General features: G+C 64.7%; 15 protein-coding genes. 6 read left to right on the forward strand and 9 right to left on the reverse strand.

The annotated features are described in order from the left end of the window. From valS to ACFWHR_RS11460, 5 genes are all read right to left on the reverse strand, one after another. Positions 1-2,595 carry a valine--tRNA ligase gene (gene valS, locus ACFWHR_RS11440; protein ID WP_382448427.1) on the reverse strand — a complete coding sequence of 865 codons (2,595 nt, stop codon included), beginning with the start codon at positions 2,593-2,595 and terminating at the stop codon, positions 1-3. Between the two features lie 130 nt (positions 2,596-2,725). Further along, on the reverse strand, positions 2,726-3,208 hold the full coding sequence (locus ACFWHR_RS11445; RefSeq protein WP_382448428.1) for a GyrI-like domain-containing protein: 483 nt from the start codon (positions 3,206-3,208) through the stop codon (positions 2,726-2,728). A 74-nt stretch (positions 3,209-3,282) separates the two neighbouring features. Continuing rightward, complete coding sequence (locus ACFWHR_RS11450; protein ID WP_382448429.1) at positions 3,283-4,188, reverse strand: glycine betaine ABC transporter substrate-binding protein; 906 nt, start codon at positions 4,186-4,188, stop codon at positions 3,283-3,285. A 71-nt stretch (positions 4,189-4,259) separates the two neighbouring features. Then, positions 4,260-5,165: an ABC transporter permease gene (locus tag ACFWHR_RS11455; protein ID WP_382448430.1), complete on the reverse strand. Its 906-nt coding sequence runs from the start codon at positions 5,163-5,165 to the stop codon at positions 4,260-4,262. Further along, positions 5,165-6,439, reverse strand: a complete 1,275-nt coding sequence (locus ACFWHR_RS11460) for a glycine betaine/L-proline ABC transporter ATP-binding protein (RefSeq protein WP_382448707.1) — start codon at positions 6,437-6,439, stop codon at positions 5,165-5,167. The genes ACFWHR_RS11455 and ACFWHR_RS11460 overlap by 1 nt, the downstream gene beginning before the upstream one ends. A 781-nt stretch (positions 6,440-7,220) precedes the next feature. Here ACFWHR_RS11460 and ileS point away from each other — a divergent pair. From ileS to uvrB, 6 genes are all read left to right on the forward strand, one after another. Beyond that, complete coding sequence (gene ileS, locus ACFWHR_RS11465) at positions 7,221-10,607, forward strand: isoleucine--tRNA ligase (RefSeq protein WP_382448431.1); 3,387 nt, start codon at positions 7,221-7,223, stop codon at positions 10,605-10,607. Continuing rightward, a complete protein-coding gene (locus ACFWHR_RS11470; RefSeq protein WP_382448432.1) occupies positions 10,604-11,944 on the forward strand; it encodes a bifunctional folylpolyglutamate synthase/dihydrofolate synthase in 1,341 nt (446 codons plus the stop codon). The genes ileS and ACFWHR_RS11470 overlap by 4 nt, the downstream gene beginning before the upstream one ends. Continuing rightward, the gene (locus ACFWHR_RS11475; RefSeq protein WP_382448433.1) at positions 11,941-12,438 is read left to right on the forward strand and encodes a DUF4233 domain-containing protein; all 498 of its coding nucleotides are present in this window, start codon (positions 11,941-11,943) and stop codon (positions 12,436-12,438) included. Before ACFWHR_RS11470 ends, ACFWHR_RS11475 begins: the two co-directional genes overlap by 4 nt. Positions 12,439-12,559: 121 nt before the next feature. Then, the gene (ndk, locus tag ACFWHR_RS11480; RefSeq protein WP_382448434.1) at positions 12,560-12,976 is read left to right on the forward strand and encodes a nucleoside-diphosphate kinase; all 417 of its coding nucleotides are present in this window, start codon (positions 12,560-12,562) and stop codon (positions 12,974-12,976) included. A 36-nt stretch (positions 12,977-13,012) separates the two neighbouring features. Next, positions 13,013-14,230 (forward strand): winged helix-turn-helix domain-containing protein, encoded by a 1,218-nt coding sequence (locus ACFWHR_RS11485; protein ID WP_382448435.1) that lies wholly within the window; start codon positions 13,013-13,015, stop codon positions 14,228-14,230. A 30-nt stretch (positions 14,231-14,260) separates the two neighbouring features. Beyond that, positions 14,261-16,345 carry an excinuclease ABC subunit UvrB gene (gene uvrB, locus ACFWHR_RS11490; RefSeq protein ID WP_382448436.1) on the forward strand — a complete coding sequence of 695 codons (2,085 nt, stop codon included), beginning with the start codon at positions 14,261-14,263 and terminating at the stop codon, positions 16,343-16,345. A gap of 34 nt (positions 16,346-16,379) precedes the next feature. Here the strand turns inward: uvrB and ACFWHR_RS11495 are convergent, their stop codons facing one another. The 4 genes from ACFWHR_RS11495 to ACFWHR_RS11510 all read right to left on the reverse strand — a co-directional run bounded on the left by ACFWHR_RS11495 (position 16,380) and on the right by ACFWHR_RS11510 (position 19,190). Next, positions 16,380-17,321 carry a redoxin family protein gene (locus ACFWHR_RS11495; RefSeq protein WP_382448437.1) on the reverse strand — a complete coding sequence of 314 codons (942 nt, stop codon included), beginning with the start codon at positions 17,319-17,321 and terminating at the stop codon, positions 16,380-16,382. Between the two features lie 127 nt (positions 17,322-17,448). Further along, positions 17,449-17,853 carry a VOC family protein gene (locus ACFWHR_RS11500; RefSeq protein WP_382448438.1) on the reverse strand — a complete coding sequence of 135 codons (405 nt, stop codon included), beginning with the start codon at positions 17,851-17,853 and terminating at the stop codon, positions 17,449-17,451. 24 nt (positions 17,854-17,877) lie between these two features. Further along, positions 17,878-18,558 carry an RES family NAD+ phosphorylase gene (locus tag ACFWHR_RS11505; protein ID WP_382448439.1) on the reverse strand — a complete coding sequence of 227 codons (681 nt, stop codon included), beginning with the start codon at positions 18,556-18,558 and terminating at the stop codon, positions 17,878-17,880. Continuing rightward, positions 18,555-19,190 (reverse strand): hypothetical protein, encoded by a 636-nt coding sequence (locus tag ACFWHR_RS11510; protein ID WP_382448440.1) that lies wholly within the window; start codon positions 19,188-19,190, stop codon positions 18,555-18,557. The genes ACFWHR_RS11505 and ACFWHR_RS11510 overlap by 4 nt, the downstream gene beginning before the upstream one ends. Positions 19,191-19,333 lie beyond the last annotated feature (143 nt).

Here is a 19,333-nt window from a genome sequence, read left to right on the forward strand (position 1 = left end):
TCAGGCCTCCGCGGGTGCGAGCTGGATGTCTGCCACCGTCACGCGGCTCGCGTCTGCCGCGCCGACCTCGATGCGCAGCTCAGCGATGCGACCGACTGCCGCGAGGTCGGCCGAGGCCGATTCGAGACGGGTGACGTCAGCCTCAGCAGCCTCCACCACGGCGAGCGAGACCGGAGTTTTCTGCGATGCTTTCGCTGCGGTCTTTGCCCCGCGAATGCCGACGAGCGCTTCGCCGACGAGCCCGAGCAATCCGGCATCGGCGGCTTCGCCAGCAAGGGAGGTCGCCTCATCAGCGACGGGCCACTCGGCCCGGTGCACTGAACCCTCGCCGAACCATGACCACACCTCTTCGGTCGCGAACGGCAAGAACGGGGCGAGCAACCGCACGAAGACCGAGAGCGAGGTGCGCAGCGCCGTGACAGCGGAGGCTTGAGCCTGACCGGTGCCGTTGTGGGCGCGCTCCTTGACGAGCTCGAGGTAGTCGTCGCAGAACGTCCAGAAGTACGACTCCGTGATCTCGAGCGCTCGCGCGTGATCGTAGTTCTCGAACGCGCGGGTCGAATCCTCGATCACGCGCGCAAGCCCAGCGAGTACCGCGCGATCGAGTGCCTCGGTCACGGTGCCGGCGCCCGACGCATCGAAGCTCAACGTAAACTTCGCCGCATTCAGCAGTTTGATCGCGAGCCGTCGACCGATCTTGATCTGGGTGGGATTCTGTGCATCGAACGCCGCGTCAGTGCCGAGCTTCGCGGAAGCCGCCCAGTAACGCACCGCATCTGAGCCGTGCTGCGCGAGCATGCCCGCCGGGGTGACCACGTTGCCCTTCGACTTTGACATCTTCTTACGATCGGGGTCGAGAATCCACCCGGAGATGCCGGCGTGCTGCCAGGGCAGCTGGCCGCCCTCGAGCTCAGAGCGAAGCACGGTCGAGAAGAGCCACGTGCGGATGATGTCTTGACCCTGCGGGCGAAGGCTAAACGGGTACACGAGGTCGAACAACTCGGGGTCGCGCTCCCAGCCGCCAGCGAGCTGCGGGGTGAGTGACGAGGTCGCCCAGGTGTCCATCACGTCGACCTCGCCCTGGAAACCGCCGGCGACACCCCGCTGTTCTGCGGAGTATCCCGCGGGCACATCACTCGAGGGGTCGACGGGCAGCTCGTCTTCTGCCGGAAGAATCGGCTGGTCGAAGACGGGATTGCCCTCGGCATCGAGCGGGTACCAGACCGGGATCGGCACACCGAAGAACCGCTGGCGCGAAATGAGCCAGTCTCCGGCGAGTCCCTCGACCCAGTTCTCGTAGCGCACGCGCATGAAGTCGGGGTGCCACTCGAGCTCCCGGCCGTGAGCCAGCAACCGCTCGCGCAGCGATTCATCGCGCGCGCCATTGACGACGTACCACTGACGCGTCGACACGATCTCGAGCGGCTTGTCGCCCTTCTCGAAGAACTTCACCGGGTGGGTGATCTTGCGGATGTCGCCGACGAGTTCGCCTGTGGCCTGCAGCGCCTCCACGACGGTCTGCTTCGCGCTGAAAACCGTCTTGCCCGCGATGGCGGCGTACGCAGCTCGGCCGGCCTCGCTCGTGATCGCTTCGGGAGCTTCTGAGATGACCCGGCCGTCAAAACCGAGAATTGCGCGATTTGGCAGGTCGAGTTCACGCCACCAGACAACGTCGGTGACATCACCGAATGTGCAGATCATTGCGATGCCGGTGCCCTTATCTTTCTGGGCGAGATGGTGGGCGAGGATCGGCACCTCGACGTCGAAGAGTGGCGTGCGCACGGTGCTGCCGAACAGCGGCTGGAAACGCTCATCGTCTGGGTGTGCCACGAGAGCCACGCACGCTGCGAGCAGCTCGGGACGGGTGGTGTCGATGAGAATGTCGCCCGAGCCGTCCGTCTTGTGGAACGCGAGCGTGTGATAGGCGCTCGGCTGCTCGCGGTCTTCGAGTTCGGCCTGCGCAACGGCCGTGCGGAACGTAACGTCCCACAGCGTGGGCGCCTGTGCCTGGTAGGCCTCGCCGCGCGCGACGTTGCGCAAGAAGGCGAGCTGTGATGCGCGAAGCGAATCGGCGCCGATCGTGCGGTAGGTCTGCTTCCAGTCGACCGAAAGGCCGAGCGTGCGCCACAGGTCTTCGAACTGTTGCTCGTCTTCGAAGGTCAGACGCTCACACAACTCGATGAAGTTGCGGCGCGAGATCGGCTGCTGATCCGCCGCCTTGATGCTCTTCCCGTCGCCACCCTCGTGCGGGGGAACGAAGTTCTCGACGTACGGGAGTGTCGGATCGCACCGCACACCGTAGTAGTTCTGCACCCGGCGCTCGGTGGGGAGGCCATTGTCGTCCCAGCCCATCGGGTAGAAGACATCTTTGCCTCGCATGCGCTGGAATCGCGCAACGGTATCGGTGTGCGTATACGAAAATACGTGCCCGACGTGCAGCGAGCCCGAGGCGGTCGGGGGCGGCGTGTCGATGCTGTAGATGTTCTCACGAGTCGCGCGCTCACGCGGAAAAGCGTACGTGCCCGACTCTTCCCAGATCGGGCCCCACTTTGCTTCGAGGCCTTCGAGTGCCGGCTTCTCGGGAATCGCGCTCATGCGTGGGGCTCCGCTTCTCGACGCCGCGCGCTCTCGCGGAATCGGGGTTCGATGTGGACGGCACCGCGTGATCGCGCGACAGCAATCGTCGCACTGGTGCCTGAAGGTGTGCCCTCAAGCTTACCGGCGATCACACCGCGGTGAGCTGCACCCCGAGCAGTGTCTCGTTCAGAGCGGGGTCGCCATCGGGGGCGGGCTCAGTGAGGTACTGCTCCCACGAGATGCCCGCGGAGGTTTCGCCCTGATCGAGGATCCAAGCATTGAGGCGTTCATAACCGGCGGCGAGGCCGTTGTAGTCGCCGCGCAGTAGCAGCGTCGCGGTGCGGGCGGCCGGCAGAGTCTCCGCTGACACCGTGTCGTCGGCGTGCGCGAAGGGTTCAGAAAGCGGCACTGCGACAGAAAGGTCGAGGCCCGCGGCGGTGGGAGCTCCGTGCATCACGCCCATAGGCGCCGCGGCCGGGGTGATGTTGGCCGCTGCGAGTGCGCCGAAAATGGCGGGGTACGCGCGGTGGTACAGCTCAGGAATACGCTCAAACGCGACGGTATCGCGTACGACCGCGAGGTGGACCTCTGGCCTGGCCTCGATCTGGGGCTCGATGATTGACTCACTCATGGAAACTCCCTCGATGCTGGCTGGGGCAGTAGCCCGACGCTCACGATCGTACGCGATCCACGTACGCGGTGCGATTACTTCGTGAGCAACCCGGGGTAGGCATCGCCGTATTCTTCGAGCCACGCGTCAACCGCGCCCTCGGGGTCATTCTTGTACTCGTCGCCGGTCACGAGCCCCTCGAGCGCGCCATAGGCCTCGTCGTCGAGCTTGATCTTCGCGATGTAGTCGGCGACCTCCGGGTACTCCTCTGAGATGCCCTTCTTGCCGAGGAAGTGCAGCGACTCCGGCTTGCCCATCGCGCCCTTCGGATCCTTGAGATCCTTCAGCGGGAACGCATCGTTGGCCCAGAACGGACGCCACAGCGTGACGACGACGTCCTCTTCATTGCCGATCTTGTCCTTCAGCGTTGCGAGCATCGTGGCTGTCGAAGAGGTGACGAGCTCGTAGTCCTTGTCGAGACCGTACTCCGGCATCGCGACATCTTGTGTCTGCTTGGTGAGTCCGGCGCCCGGTTCAATGCCGATGATCTCGCCGCCAAAGCGGTCCGATTCACCCTTGAGCTCGTCGATCGAATCGATGTCGACGTACTCGGGCACGGCGAGCGTCAGCACGGCACCCTCGTAGTATCCGCCGAGGTCCTCGATGTCATCGCCGAACTTCTTCATGTACGAGGCGTGTGTCACCTCGGGCCACGCCGACGGGTAAATGTCGAAGTCGCCGCCAGCGAGGCCCGCGTAGAGCACGCCGGCGTCGGTGAGTTCTTCCATTTCGACGGAGTAGCCCATCTTGCCGAGCTGATCCTCGAGCAGGTAGGCGGTACTCAGCCCGTCGGTCCAGCCTGGAAGATAGCCGAGCGTTATCGTGCCGTTCTCGCCGCCATCCTTGCTGTCTCCGCTGTCGCCGGAGCCCGAGCAGCCCGCGAGTGCGAGTGTCGCAGCGGCGCTGAGCGCCACCATGCTTGTCAGAGTGCGCTTCCGCATACCGTGTCCTTTCGTCCCGTGCGCTGCGCGCACGATGTGGTGTGTCGTTCGGGTGTAATGGGCGGTCCGCGTTACGCGGCTTTCGCCATTGATTGAGTGCGACGCGCATCGCGGCGCTTGCGGAGGCTGCCGAGCAACGAGTGCTTGTAGTCGCCCGGGTTGCCGAGGGCCGCAGTGACGCGGTCGAGAAACACTGCGAGGATCACGACGCTGAGACCGGCTTCGACGCCCTGCGCGATGTCGAGCGTGGAGATGGCCGCGACCACCTCTTTTCCGAGACCGTTGGCCCCGGCCATGCCGGCGACGACGGCCATCGAGAGCGCGAGCATGATGACCTGGTTGATGCCGGCCATGATGGTGGGCATCGCAAGTGGGAGCTGGATGCCGCGCAGGATCCTGCCGGGCGCAGCACCGAACGCGTAGCCCGCTTCAACGGTCTCGGAGTCGACACCGCGGATGCCGAGTTCGGTAAACCTGACGCCGGGAGCCACGGAGAACAGCACGGTCGCAAAGACACCAGGAACGAAGCCGATGCTGAAGAAAATCACCGCGGGGATCAGGTAGACGAAGGCGGGCATCGTCTGCATGAAGTCGAGGACCGGCTTCAGTATCGCGCTGAACGTGTCGTTGCGCGCCGCGGCAATGCCGAGGGGAATCGCGATCACGATTGCAATGACCGCGGCGACCAGTACCAGGGCGAGCGTGAGCATCGCGTTTTCCCACTGATCCATTGCCACGATCAGCAGCATTGTGACGATGGTGCCGAGCGCGAGCTGCCACGAACGAAGCAGCCATCCGATCAGAGCGAACACGATGATGAGCACCGCGAATGGCACGGCCGTGAGGCCGTCGGCGAGGCCCTCAACCAGAAACTTCACGATGAGCGTGACGAAGTCGAGGAATCCGTCGAACGTTTCCTTGAACCAGTTCAGGCCATCGGCGACCCAGTCGCCGAGCGGGATGCGGAAGTTATCCATCAGCGCGCCCCCTCAGTCTCGGTGGCGAGGCCTTCGACGGCGACGCCGGCGGGCGTGTCGCCCAGCGTTTCGGTGATCATCGCGGCAGACACGGTGGGCGTCGGCTCGATGATGGGGATCTCAGTCGTCATCGTCGGCAGGTCGGTGAGCGCTGCCAGCAGTGTCACGCGCGGTACGACGCCAATGAGACGATCCTGCTCGTCAGTGACCGCTACGGGGAGCGGGCTTTCGACGGCCAGCTCGAACAGTTCAGAGATGAGCTGGTCGGGCTTCACGATCGACGGCGTCGGGCGCAACCGCTCGGTGATGTCCGTGCCACCCTCGCGCACTTGGCGCAGCACGTCCTTGTCGCGCACCACGCCGAGCAGCTTTCGCGAACCCGTGGTGACGAAGCACGCGGAGGTCTGCAGGTCGCGCATGGTGCGCAGCGCGGTGCGCGGGCCGGCAGAAGCTGGCACGACAGCGCGCGGGGGCTCCATGACGTCACCCGCTGTGAGTACGCGGGCGCGGTCGACGTCTTGCACGAACTGCGCGACGTAGTCGTTCGCGGGGTCGGTAAGAATGTCATTGGGGGTGCCGACCTGAACGATACGACCGTCTCGCATCACCGCGATGCGATCACCGAGGAACATGGCCTCGTTGAGGTCGTGCGTGATGAAGACAATGGTCTTATTCAGCTCCTGCTGCAGTTCGACAAGCTGCTCTTGCATCTCGCGACGGATCAGGGGGTCGAGCGCGGAGAACGCCTCGTCCATGAGCAGAATGTCGGTGTCTGCGGCGAATGCGCGAGCAATGCCGACGCGCTGCTGCATGCCTCCGGAAAGCTCGCCCGGCAGGTGGTCTTCCCAACCGCTCAGACCGACGCGCTCCAACCAGTGGCGTGCGCGATCGCGTCGCTCGGGAAGTGCGACGCCCTGCAGCTCGAGACCGTAGGCGACGTTGTCGAGCACACTACGGTGGGGGAGCAGCGCAAAGTGCTGGAACACCATCGACATGCGGTCGCGGCGCAGCTCGCGCAGCTCCTGGCCGCTGAGCCCGACGACTTCGGTTCCAAACACCGAGATCGAGCCCTCGGTTGTATCGTTCAGGCCGTTAAGCATGCGGATGAGCGTTGATTTGCCCGAGCCCGAGAGCCCCATCACCACGAAAATTTCACCGTGATTGACCGTGAAGTTCGTGTCGATCACCGCTGCGGTGCCCTGGCCACGGACCGCTTCGCGGGATGCGCCGTTGCGGAGACGCTTGACGACCTCGCGGGGTCGGCGACCGAACACCTTGTAGGCGTGGGACACGGAAATTGCGGGGACCGATGCCTCGTCCGCGGCTTTCGGCCCGGTTCCGCCCGCAGCTGCGGGCTGTTCAGTTGTACTGGTCACGATTAACTCCTCGTTCTTGGCACGACGAATGCGGGAGCACGCCAAAGCTGAGTCGAGCACGACTGCGGACACAGCGCAGGTGTCGACGGGCGGCCCCTCAATTGGCCAGTTGTCTATTGCGGAGGATCGGGCCGCACTCGACTTCCCGCACCCCGGGGCACCGAATTTCGGCACTGGATATCCCGGAGCGGATCAGGAAGAATGGCACGCGGCCGCCCTCAACGCTGACTCGACGCTAACAATGGACGGTGGCGAAGTGCAAGGTACGCTCGGCGCCGGTCGGGTACTCAGAACGCCTCTTCCCTGCGCTGATCTGGGGTTTCTTCTCGCAGTTATCGTTACCTGTTCGTTACCAAAGGTCGTCGCATTCGCCCGCTGTGAAGTGACATGGCCCTGCGGCGGAGCGAACACGACTGCGCTAGAATGGCACGAACGACTGCGAACCGACCATCATCGGGGAGTCTTTGGAAGAACGGCAGTGCGATGTTTCGGGTGACCGGGGCTCGCGTGCTCAGTAGAACCGAACGGGTAGGACCCGTCATCGTCCAATGAAGCGGCCACCGCGCACCCCACAGGGTGACGCGGGCGGCAAGCAGGGTGGTACCGCGGGAAACGGATTGCGATCCGAGTCTCGTCCCGGCACAGGCACATTGACCGACGCCGGACCGAGAAGGAACCCATGCCGTACCCTCAGCAGCCCACGGGAACCACGCCCACCACCGATTCCAAGACGACTGGCGCAGCCGCTGGTGTGTCGCCGTCGCCGAAGCTTCCCGAGCTCGAGCGACAGGTGCTCGAATTCTGGTCGGCCGACGACACGTTCAGGGAATCTATTCGGCGTCGCGAGGGTGCGCCCGAGTGGGTGTTTAACGATGGCCCGCCGTTCGCGAACGGACTTCCGCACTATGGCCACCTACTCACCGGGTACGCGAAAGACGTCTTTCCTCGGTTCCAGACGATGCGAGGCAAGAAGGTCGAACGGCGTTTCGGCTGGGACACGCACGGCCTGCCCGCTGAGCTGGAGGCGATGAAGCAGCTCGGTATCACCGAGAAGTCCGAGATCGAAGACATGGGCGTCGCGGCCTTCAATGGCAAGGCGCGCGCGTCGGTGCTGCAGTACACCCGAGAGTGGGAAGAATACGTCACGCGCCAGGCGCGCTGGGTAGATTTCGAGCACGGCTACAAGACGCTGGATCTGAGCTACATGGAAAGCGTCATCTGGGCGTTTAAGCGGCTCTACGATGGTGGTCTCGCGTACGAGGGTTCGCGCATCTTGCCGTACTGCTGGCGTGACGAGACGCCGCTCTCGAATCACGAGCTGCGCATGGACGACGACGTCTACCAAATGCGCCAGGATCCCTCGGTTACGGTTGCCTTCCCGCTCGTGGGGGACCGCGCGAGCGCACTCAATCTCAGCGATGTGCGAGCGCTCGCCTGGACGACAACGCCGTGGACGCTGCCGACGAATGCCGCCCTCGCGGTCGGCCCCGACATCTCGTACGCGGTCGTTGTTGCTGGCCCCGCCGGTGCCGCCGACGGCGGTGCCGCTGGCGAGGCGCGTTATCTGCTCGCGCGAGACCTCGTCGGAGCGCACGCGAAAGACCTCGGCTACGGCTCGGCAGAGGACGCCGTAGTTGCCGTGTCGCGCGAGGTGCGCGGTGCCGAGCTGCTCGGTGTGCGCTACGCGCCGCTCTTCGACTACTTCTCGGACGCGGAGACGTGGGGCACAGAGAACAGCTGGCAGATCCTCGTCGATGACTACGTGTCGACGACGGACGGCACCGGAATCGTGCACCAGGCGCCCGCCTACGGTGAGGATGACCACCGCATTGCATCGGCGGCGGGCATCCCGACGATCTTGAGCGTCGACGAGGGCGGCCGCTTCATCGCGGCGGTGACCGATGTCGCTGGCGAGCTGTGGATGGATGCCAACCGGCCGCTCATCCGACTCGTGCGTGAGCGCGGCCGTTTGCTGCGCGAGCAGAGCTATGAGCACTCCTACCCGCACTGCTGGCGGTGCCGCAACCCGCTGATCTATAAGGCCGTCTCCAGCTGGTTCGTGCGCGTCACGGATATCAAGGAGCGCATGCTCGAGACGAACGAGCAGATCACCTGGGTTCCCGAAAACGTGAAGCACGGTCAGTTCGGCAAGTGGCTTGAGGGCGCGCGTGACTGGTCGATCAGCCGCAACCGCTATTGGGGCAGCCCGATCCCGGTGTGGAAGAGCGATGACCCTGAGTACCCGCGCGTCGACGTGTACGGCTCGGTCGCTGACCTCGAGGCCGACTTCGGTGAACTGCCGCGAAATGAGGCGGGGGAGGTGGATCTGCATCGCCCCTACATCGACAGCCTGACTCGCCCGAATCCGAGCGACCCCACTGGCCGCTCGACGATGCGACGCATTGAAGACGTGCTTGATGTCTGGTTCGACTCTGCTTCAATGCCGTTCGCCCAGGCGCACTATCCGTTTGAGAATCAAGAGTGGTTCGAGACGCACCAGCCCGCCGACTTCATCGTTGAGTACATCGGTCAAACGCGTGGTTGGTTCTACGTGCAGCACGTGCTCGCGACGGCGCTGTTTGACCGGCCAGCATTCACGAGCGTGATCAGTCACGGCATTGTGCTCGGCTCCGACGGCAACAAAATGTCGAAGTCACTGCGCAACTACCCCGACGTCAATGAGGTGTTTGACCGCGACGGCTCGGATGCGATGCGCTGGTTCCTCATGGCCTCACCGGTGGTGCGCGGCGGCAATCTCATCGTGACCGAAGAAGGGATTCGCGAGGGCGTACGGCAGTTTATCTTGCCCCTCTGGAGCACGTGGTACTTCTTCTCGCTGTACGCGAACGCCGACGGGATCGAGGCCGAGCGTCGCACGGACTCCACCGACCCGCTCGATCGCTACATCCTGGCCAAAACTGGTCGACTCGTGCGCGACGTCGAGGCGCACCTCGAAGCGCTCGACACGACTTCGGCATCCGAGGCGCTTCGCGCGTACGCCGAGGTACTGACTAACTGGTACGTCAGGCGATCACGCGACCGATTCTGGGAGGGCGTCTCCGGCGAGAATGGAAAACCAGAAAATCGCCAGGCCTTTGACACGCTCTACACGGTGCTCGAGACGGTGGCTCGCGTCGCTGCGCCGCTCGCCCCGCTCGTCACCGAGGAGCTGTGGCGCGGCCTGACCGGAGGGCGCTCAGTGCACCTGACCGATTGGCCCGAAGCGTCGGAGTTCCCTGACGACGAGGTACTTGTCTCGGCAATGGATGAGGTGCGGCAGATCACGTCGCAGGCGCTTGCTCTGCGAAAGAGCCGGGGTCTTCGTGTGCGTTTGCCGCTGGCCTCGCTCACCGTGGTCGACGCGCATCCGGCGGCGCTCGAACCCTTCGCGGACATCCTTCGTGAGGAGCTGAACGTGAAGTCGGTCGAGCTCGTGCAACAGTCGCCGACGAGCGCCGACGAACACGGCATTGTGCAGACGCTGTCTGTGAACGCCCGCGCTGCCGGTCCGCGACTGGGCAAGCAGGTGCAGCAAGCGATCAAGGCCGCGAAGTCGGGAGACTGGAGCGAGCAGGGCGGCACAGTGGTGGCCGGGGGTATCGCCCTGGAGCCCCACGAGTACGAGCTGACGCTTCGTGCCAGTTCGAGCGACGATGACGGCGACGGTGGGCCGGCCCTCACGCTGCTCCCGGGAGGCGGATTTGTGCTGCTCGATACGGTGCTGACCCCCGAGCTTGAGGCAGAAGGCATTGCGCGCGACGCGATCCGGGCCGTTCAGGAGGCGCGCAAGAACGCTGGTCTTGAGGTGAGCGATCGCATCGTGCTCGCGTTGAACGCGGAACCCGCCTACGCTGCCGCGCTGCAAACGCACGCTGCGCTCATTGCCGCAGAGACGCTCGCCGAGGGCTTCGCGGTACAGGAGTCGGTCGGACTCGATGCCATCGTCGATGACCTCGTGTCCCCGGGTAACGGCGTGCACGTCACAGCCGCGCGCGCGCTCGGCGCCGAAAAAGAGGTCATTGTCGTGACTATCGACGCGACAGATTTGACGGGAGCGACCGCATGAACGGCGCAGAACGCGTATACACGGCACTGATTGAGCGCGTGGGGGAGGCGCAGCCGCGCCCGCGCATCGAGCCGGTGCGACGACTGGCCGAGCTCGCCGGATCGCCGCAGCTCTCCTACCCCGTGATTCACGTCGCGGGAACGAATGGGAAGACATCGACGAGTCGGGCGATCGCCTCGCTGATGCGAGCGCACGGACTGCGAACGGGCCTCTTTACGAGCCCGCACCTCGTCGAGTTCACCGAGCGATTCCAGTTGGACGGTGAGCCGATCGATGGCGAGGTACTCGCCTCGGCGTGGGACGAACTGCAGTTGCCACTGCAGGTCGCCGACGCCGAGCTCGTCGCCGCCGGGCACGGACCGATCACGTTCTTCGAGGCACTGGCCGTGCTGGCGTTTGCGGCGTTCGCCGACGCTCCCGTTGATGTCGCAGTGATTGAGGTTGGCATGGGCGGCGAGTGGGACGCCACGAACATCGTGGACGCCCGCGTCGCCGTTTTCACCCCGATCGGCCTTGATCACACCGCGATTCTCGGCCCCGATGTCGAGACGATCGCTCGAACAAAGGCGGGCATCATCAAGGATGGCGCCATCGTTGTCTCTGCGGTGCAGGAGCCCGAGGCGCTGTCCGAGCTCAGTGACGCTGCGGCGCGCCATGGTGCCTCGATCGCGGTGCAGGGACGCGATTTCTCACTGCTCGATGACCGCGTCGCGGTGGGTGGTCGACAGATCGACGTGGTGGGTATGGCCGGTCACGCGTACGATCCGGTCTTCGTACCGTTGTACGGGCGGCATCAAGCCGAGAACGCGACGCTCGCCATCGCCGCTGTTGAAGCGTTCTTCGGTGCCGAACGCCCCGTGCCCGAGGAGGTGCTCGACGACGGGTTCGGCGGGCTCACCTCTCCTGGACGCCTGCAGCTCATTGGCACCGAACCGATCGTGTATGTCGACGCGGCGCACAACCCGCACGGTGCAGCTGCGCTCGTCTCGGCGGTCGAAGACTCGTTCAACTTCGAGGAGCTGGCCCTGGTCATCGGTGTCCTGGAAGAAAAGGATGTCGCCGGTCTACTCGCTACCCTCGCGCCGATCGCGCACCGCGTGACGCTCACCCCGGTTGACTCGCCCCGGAGCACACCGATCCTCGACCTGCAAGATATGGCTGAGGCAGAAATTCCCGGGACGCCGATCGAAATAGCCGACTCCCTCCCCGAGGCACTCGATGAAGCTCGGGGGTGGGCTGCGCGTGCTGATGGGCGCGCCGTGCTCGTAATGGGATCCGTGCTGCTCGCGGGCGAGGCCATTTCGTTTTCACGCGCCGATGGCTGGGGGATCGCGTGAGCGACGGCACGGGTCAGGGCAGAGGAGCAGCGGGCGACGGGTCTGACCGCGAGGAGCCCGAGCTGACGCTCTCGCCATCGGAGACCGCGGCGCACAACTCCGCGATGCGCATCGCTGGGGCGCGACGTGGGCCGACTTCCACGCAGAAGGCACTCGCCTCAATCGTGCTCGGTTTCGAATTGTTCATCGTCGTGCTCATCGGACTGACGCTGTTCGGGCTTGCCACGCTTGAACCGCGGGAGCTCGGGCTGTATCTAGGCGGCGGCCTCGCCGTCGTTATTTTGGTGGGGCTCGCGGCCATGCGTCGGGGGCGCGTCGGCATCATCATCGGGTGGGTCGTGCACGCGCTCATGCTGCTCGTCGCCATCATTCTGCCGATGACACTGATCGTCAGCGTGCTGTTCACCGCACTGTGGGTGTACTGCATGGTGCGCGGCTCGCGCATCGATCGGGATCGCGCCGCCTGGCTGGCCACGCAGAGCGAGGCGGGCTGAGTTATTGACGCTCGGCGGTTCGCTACACTCTGATCGAGCCGCTCTGTTGCGGCACAGCTCGAATTCGCGTCACGAAGTGCGCGAAAACCAGATCGTGCATCATGAAACCTGAGGAGTACCTATGTCGGTAGAAGAAACCCTGATCCTGGTCAAGCCCGACGGTGTCGAACGCGGACTCACTGGTGAGATCATCCGTCGTATCGAGGCAAAGGGCTACCGCCTGACCGGGCTGCGCTTTGTCGATCCTGATCGCGATCTGCTTGCAGCGCACTACGCCGAACACGCGGGCAAGCCCTTCTATGAGCCGCTGCTCGAGTTCATGTCGTCGGGCCCGTCGATCGCGATTCGTGCCCGGGGTGAGCGCGTCATCGAGGGTTTCCGCTCGCTCGCCGGGACGACTGACCCGACGACTGCGGCTCCCGGTACTATTCGCGGCGACCTCGGCCGCGACTGGGGCCTCAAGGTGCAGCAGAACCTCGTGCACGGATCCGATTCACCCGAATCGGCCGCGCGCGAGCTCGCACTCTGGTTCGCCTAGGCTGACGATGTCGGCGGCTCGCGATAGCGTGCCAGCATGTCGCTGACACTCACCGCGAGCGAGGCTCGCCGCACCGCCCTTGCCGCGCAGGGTTTTGCCAACACGGCGCGGCTGCGCAAGCGCCGGCCATTTGATGCTGCCCTCGGTCGACTGCACGTGCTGCAAATTGACTCGGTCAATGTCTTCGCGCGCAGTCACTACCTCCCTGTGTTTTCACGCCACGGCAGTTACGACGCGTCGGCGCTCGATCGGCAGTTGTGGCACAGCGGCGAATTTACCGAGTACTGGGCGCATGAGGCGGCCTTTATTCCGGTGGCGGATCGCCCGCTCTTCCAGTGGCGAATGGCCGAACGGCGCGCCCGCGACGAGCGCAGCGGCAATGCTGCTGCGCTCGCGCCGGTGCTCGCTCGAGTGAGGTCGCAACTCGCGGCTGAGGGTCCGTCGTTCGTGCGCGAGCTGGAAAACGGCCCGCGCGCGAACCGTGGTCCGTGGTGGGACTGGAGTGAAACGAAGCGCGCCGTCGAAGTGCTGTTTGCGTGGGGCGAAGTAGTGACCGCGGGGCGCGAGGGCTTTCAACGGCGCTACGCACTCGCCGAGCAGGTACTGCCCGAGTCGGGCCTCGGTGTCGTGCCGGTTGTGGAAGCGCAGCGATCGCTGATCGCGCAGGCCGCGCGATCGCTCGGGGTCGGAACGCTCGCGGACCTCGCTGATTACCACCGGCTCAAGACTGCGCCGGCCCGCGCAGCCGTCGAAGTTCTCGAGGCAGAGGGTGAGCTGATCCCGGTGACGGTTGCGGGCTGGCTCACGTCAGCCGGCAAGCCCGAACGCGCGTGGATGCACCGAGACGCAACGTTGCCGACCCGACTGGCGCCCGATGCACTGTTGACACCGTTTGACCCTGTGGTCTGGTTCCGGCCGCGGGCCGAGCGACTGTTCGATTTTCACTACCGCATCGAGATCTATACGCCGAAAGAGAAGCGGCAGTTCGGGTATTACTGTTTGCCGTTGATGGTCGGTGGGCGACTGGTCGGGCGCATCGATCTCAAGGCCGATCGCGCGCAGCGCGCACTGCTCGTGCAGGCCGCCTGGCAGGAGCCGGGGGCACCGCGGCACACCCCCGAAGTTGCGGCTGAGCTGCTCGCGCAGGCCGCGGAGTGGCAGGGGCTCGACGAGATTCGCGTCTCAAACGTTGGAAATCTCAGCATTGGCAACTTAGCCCTACCTGACCGCAACCCCGCGCCTCTAAAACCATGAATGTCGGTGGTGCCGAGTACGCTCGAAGATATGGAACCCACCCGTAGCGTCCGCCCATTCGAAGTGGTCAGCGAGTATGAGCCGAGCGGCGATCAGCCGGCGGCCATCGAAGATCTCTCGCGACGCATTAACGCCGGCGAGACCGACGTCGTGCTGCTCGGCGCGACCGGCACCGGCAAGTCGGCGACCACCGCGTGGCTCATCGAGGCAGTGCAGCGCCCGACGCTCGTGCTCGCGCATAACAAGACCCTGGCGGCCCAACTCGCGAGCGAGTTCCGAGAACTGTTCCCGAACAACTCGGTCGAGTACTTCGTGAGCTACTACGACTACTACCAGCCTGAGGCGTACGTGCCGCAGACCGACACATTCATTGAGAAGGACTCGTCGGTGAACGCCGAGGTCGAGCGCCTGCGTCACTCCACGACGAACGCGCTGCTCAGTCGCCGAGACACGATCGTCGTCTCGACGGTGTCGTGCATCTACGGCCTGGGTAAGCCGGAAGAGTATTACGAGGCGATGGTTCCGCTCGTGGTCGGCGACCGGCTCGATCGCGACGTGCTGCTCCGTCGCTTCGTCGACATGCAGTATCAGCGCAACGACATCGAGTTCGTGCGCGGCAATTTCCGCGTCCGTGGCGATACCGTCGAGATCATCCCGATGTACGAAGAACTCGCGGTGCGCATCGAGTTCTTTGGCGATGAGATCGAGGCGCTCTACTACCTGCACCCCCTCACCGGCGACGTCATCAAGCAGGTCGACTCCATCTCGGTGTTCCCCGGCTCGCACTATGTGGCCAGCCGCAACGTGATGAACCGGGCGATGGGCCAGATCTCGAACGAGCTTGAAAGCCGTACGCGAGAGTTGAAGCAGCAGAACAAGCTTGTCGAAGAGCAGCGACTTCGCATGCGCACCACGTTCGATCTTGAGATGATGGAACAGATCGGTTTCTGCTCGGGTATCGAGAACTATTCGATGCACATGGACGGCCGTAAGCCGGGGGAGGCGCCGCACTGCCTGCTCGACTACTTCCCCGATGACTTCCTCGTCGTGATCGATGAGTCGCACGTGACGGTGCCACAGATCGGTGCGATGTTTGAGGGAGACGCCTCACGTAAGCGCACGCTCGTCGAACACGGCTTCCGGTTGCCGAGCGCCCTCGACAACCGGCCGCTGAAGTTCAGCGAGTTCAAAGATCGCGTGGGTCAGACGGTCTACCTCTCTGCGACGCCCGGCAAGTACGAGCTTGAGCGCGCCGACGGCGTGGTGCAGCAGATCATTCGCCCGACGGGCCTCATCGACCCTGAAATCATCGTGAAGCCCAGCGAAGGTCAGATCGACGATCTGCTCGAAGAGGTACGCGTGCGGGCAGAGCGCGACGAGCGCGTGCTGGTGACGACCCTCACGAAGAAGATGGCCGAACAGCTGACCACCTTCATGGAAGAGGCGGGCATTCGAGTGCGCTACCTGCACTCGGACGTCGACACCCTGCGCCGAGTCGAGTTGCTCACCGAGTTGCGCGCGGGCGTGTACGACGTACTCGTCGGCATCAATCTGCTGCGAGAGGGTCTCGACCTTCCCGAGGTGTCACTCGTTGCGATTCTCGATGCAGACAAAGAGGGGTTCCTACGGTCGAGCACCTCGCTCATCCAGACCATTGGTCGCGCCGCGCGTAACGTGTCCGGGCAGGTGCACATGTACGCCGACAAGATCACGCGATCAATGCGTGAGGCGATCGATGAGACGAATCGCCGCCGCGAGATTCAGGTCGCTTACAACACTGAGCACGGCATCGACCCGCAGCCCCTTCGCAAGAAGATTGGGGACATCACGGCGCTGCTGAACCGAGAAGCAGCTGACACTGAAGAGGTGCTGTCTCGCTCCAGTGCGCACGCGCAGCGCAAGGGCGGGGTGTCGAAGCGGGGCTCGAGCGCCGTGCGCGCGGGAGCGATCGCGGGCGAGGGAGCCGCCCAACTTGAAGAGCTCATCGCCGACCTCACTGAGCAAATGTTGGCGGCCGCTGAAGAGCTCAAGTTCGAGCTTGCAGGGCGGCTGCGCGATGAGGTGTCGGAGCTGAAGCGAGAGCTTCGCAGCATGGGTGAAGCGGGGCACCTCTAGCCGCTGCGCACGGTTGCGCGCGATCCGCGCCGAGCTAGGCGGGATTCGCGCGCAACCACTCCAACACCTGCTGCGCGTGCGTATTCGGCGGAAAAATCGGGTAGAACACGTGCTCAACCTTGCCGTCTCGCACAATGAGGGTGAGACGCGAGTACAGGCGCGCATGCCCGGGCGCAGAGAACGTCGGCAGCGCGAGTGCCTCCGCCACCTGAAACCGCGGGTCCGACAGCATCGTGAAGGGGAGCCGCAGTCGCTCGACGACCTCTCGCTGATAGTCGGATTCCTGGTTCGAGACGCCGAACACCGTCGCGACGCCAGCGGCGCGGAGTTCGTCGTGATGATCGCGAAAATCGCACGCTTCGGTCGTGCAGCCGCGAGCGCCCGGAATCGCATCCCAGCCATCCGGCAGGTCAACGCCTGGCCTCCCCGTGAGCGGGTAGAAATACAGCACCGCGCGCCCGGAGCCGAGATTTCCCAGGTCCGTCGTCTGACCGTCAGTGGAGTGCAGGTGGAGTGACGGAACCGTCGTGCCTGGCAGATGATCCGCCGCACCGTCGTCGGCCGGTACGGGGAGTCCCTCGGGGAGCATGGAATAGTCGTTCACTGTGTCGTCCTTCGTCTGGGTGCGGTTCGCGCCCGCGTGCAAGCGTGCTGCTAGCTCGGCGCGACGGATATGGAGCTTGGCGAGCATGCGATCGATTTCGGCGATGCCGTCTCGGTAGGTAACCAGTGACCCGACACAGTCATCGCCGTGCTCGTGTCCAAGCTGCAGGCACTCCACAAACGGGGCTGCGCGTCGCGCAGTGATTCCAGTCGCGGCGAGCTCACGGATTTCCACGCAGATGCGCACATGGCCCTCGTTGTAATCTCGGTACCCATTGCGCAGTCTGTTCGGTGCGATCAGGCCGAGCCCCTCGTAGTACCGCACGGCCTTAACGGTGACACCCGAGCGTTTCGCAAGCTCACTGATTTGCATCTCGCCTCCCTCCACGCACGAGGCTAAACCTTGCCCGAAGGGGCAAGGTCAAGCTCAGGCTCAAGCTCAAGCAGTGTCGGCAGCGGAGCGACTACTGCTGTGCGGCCGCACCGATACCGCTCGCGACTCAGTCGTCGGTCGCGAGCGGAGCGTACAGGTCGACCGTGTTGCCGTCCGGGTCGCGCACCGTGGCGTACCGTTGGCCCCACGGCGTATCCCACGGCGCCGTACCGGAAGAGTCGGGGTGTTCGGCGGTGATGGCCGCATACGCCTCGTCGACTTCGGCCGGCGTCGCCGCGCTGCACGCGAACGCGATGCGGTTCTCGCCCGTCGGGAGCTCGTAGCCGGGAATGAAGCCGGCCATGGTCGACACCGGATCCCAGGCGAGCTTCATGCCGTTCGGCAGCACCGCCTCGACGTGCGCCTCGTCGTCGAGGCCCTGCGGAATGTCGATACCCAGCGAGCGATAGAAGGCGAGGGACGCGCCAAGATCCGCGGTCACAATCCCAATGAAGTCAAAGTTCAGAGTCATGGCATCAGCGTACGTCGCGGGCGGTTACAACACCACGTACCCGTACCGGTCGGCGATTCGGTCGATGATGCCAGTGAGTTCATCACGGTCGAGGCGTAACCGCGCGAGGGGGTGCCGTGGGAGTGCATCCGCTGCGGTCGACCAGAGTGCGACGACGCGAGCGGTAGGCACGACCGAAGACGCCGATACGATGCCGTCGAGTTCGGGATAGTGGGCGTGGATTGCGCGCGCCCACGAGCGAGCATCCGAGTGGTCACCGGAAGAAATTGCAGCGTTGCCGCCCGCAACGGTGATCCAGTCGCTGTCGCTGAGGTCGAGTAATCGCAGGGGCCGCGCATTCTCGAAGATCACCAGCGTCGAATCGTCGTCACCGCGACGCACGATCCTTGTGGACTGGAAGACTTCGAGCAGGCACGCGGCGAATGCGGCGAGGGGGTCGCCGCCGGTGCTCGTAGTAGCGCGCGACTCAAGGGCGGCATACATGACGCCGCACTCCGGGTAGTCTCCCGGCGGCTCGGGGTGGGGATCAAACCGGGCGTCGACCGGGCCGTACGTTCGAAAGTCGTACCACGCCGCGGGGTGCGGGCCGCCGGCCTTAAAAATGCGCGCGAACCCTGTTCCGGTGGCGAGCTCCCGCACCCAGCTTGCGTCCGATGCAAGGTCGGGGAATCGCGAAGTATCTGGCGCCGGCAGTCGCTCGCTCATGGCAGCCGGTGCAGTGCGTCATCGACCGCCCTCGCCGCCGCGGCCGCGTCACCGCCCTGCACGAGCCAGTCGAACGGGGCAAGCTCTTCGCCGCCGCTGCGAAGCGCGGGCGCGGGGGAGGTGAGCACGCGCTCAGCCAGCAACACCGGAGTTCCGCGTGGAATGGCGCGTGCCACCGTTGCCCACCCGCGCAGCTCGCGATCCTCGGGGAACTGGAAACGGGGAAGATGCCACCCGTCACTCGTGCGCTGGGCGATCAATGTTCCTGCGGCGCACCGCTGGCGAATGCGCGCGGGAGTAACCCCAAGGAGCTCTGCGGCCTCCGTGACGGTTGCGCTGCGCGCAGCCAAGCTTTGATTCGCGAGCACCCCCCGTGTCGTGGCGGGGAGGGCGCTCGGCGCACGCAACTCGTGTTCGGTCGCGCCAAATCTGGCGAGCGCACTCACCTCTGCACCGGTCAGTGTTCGAGTGTCGGCCTGCTGATGGGCGAGGATGCCCGCGAGCAGTTCTTCTGCAGATTCCAGACGATCGCCGTCGAGGTGCGTCACGATCGATACGAGCCTGTCCCGTGCAGCATCGCCGACCGTGCCTGCCTGAGTGGGTCGTCGGGGATTTAGTTGCGCGAGTGACATGATCTGCCCTTTCGATTGCTTACACCAATAGTACTCGATAGTGGCTGCGAGTCCAGTGCGCTGGTGGCGAAAATATCGTAGGTATGTTCGAATATGTTGTAGCGAGCGCGTACTATGGAGCAGTGACTTCGAAGACCACGACC

It is taken from the genome of Leucobacter sp. NPDC058333 (genome assembly GCF_042726155.1).
Lineage (GTDB): Bacteria > Actinomycetota > Actinomycetes > Actinomycetales > Microbacteriaceae > Leucobacter.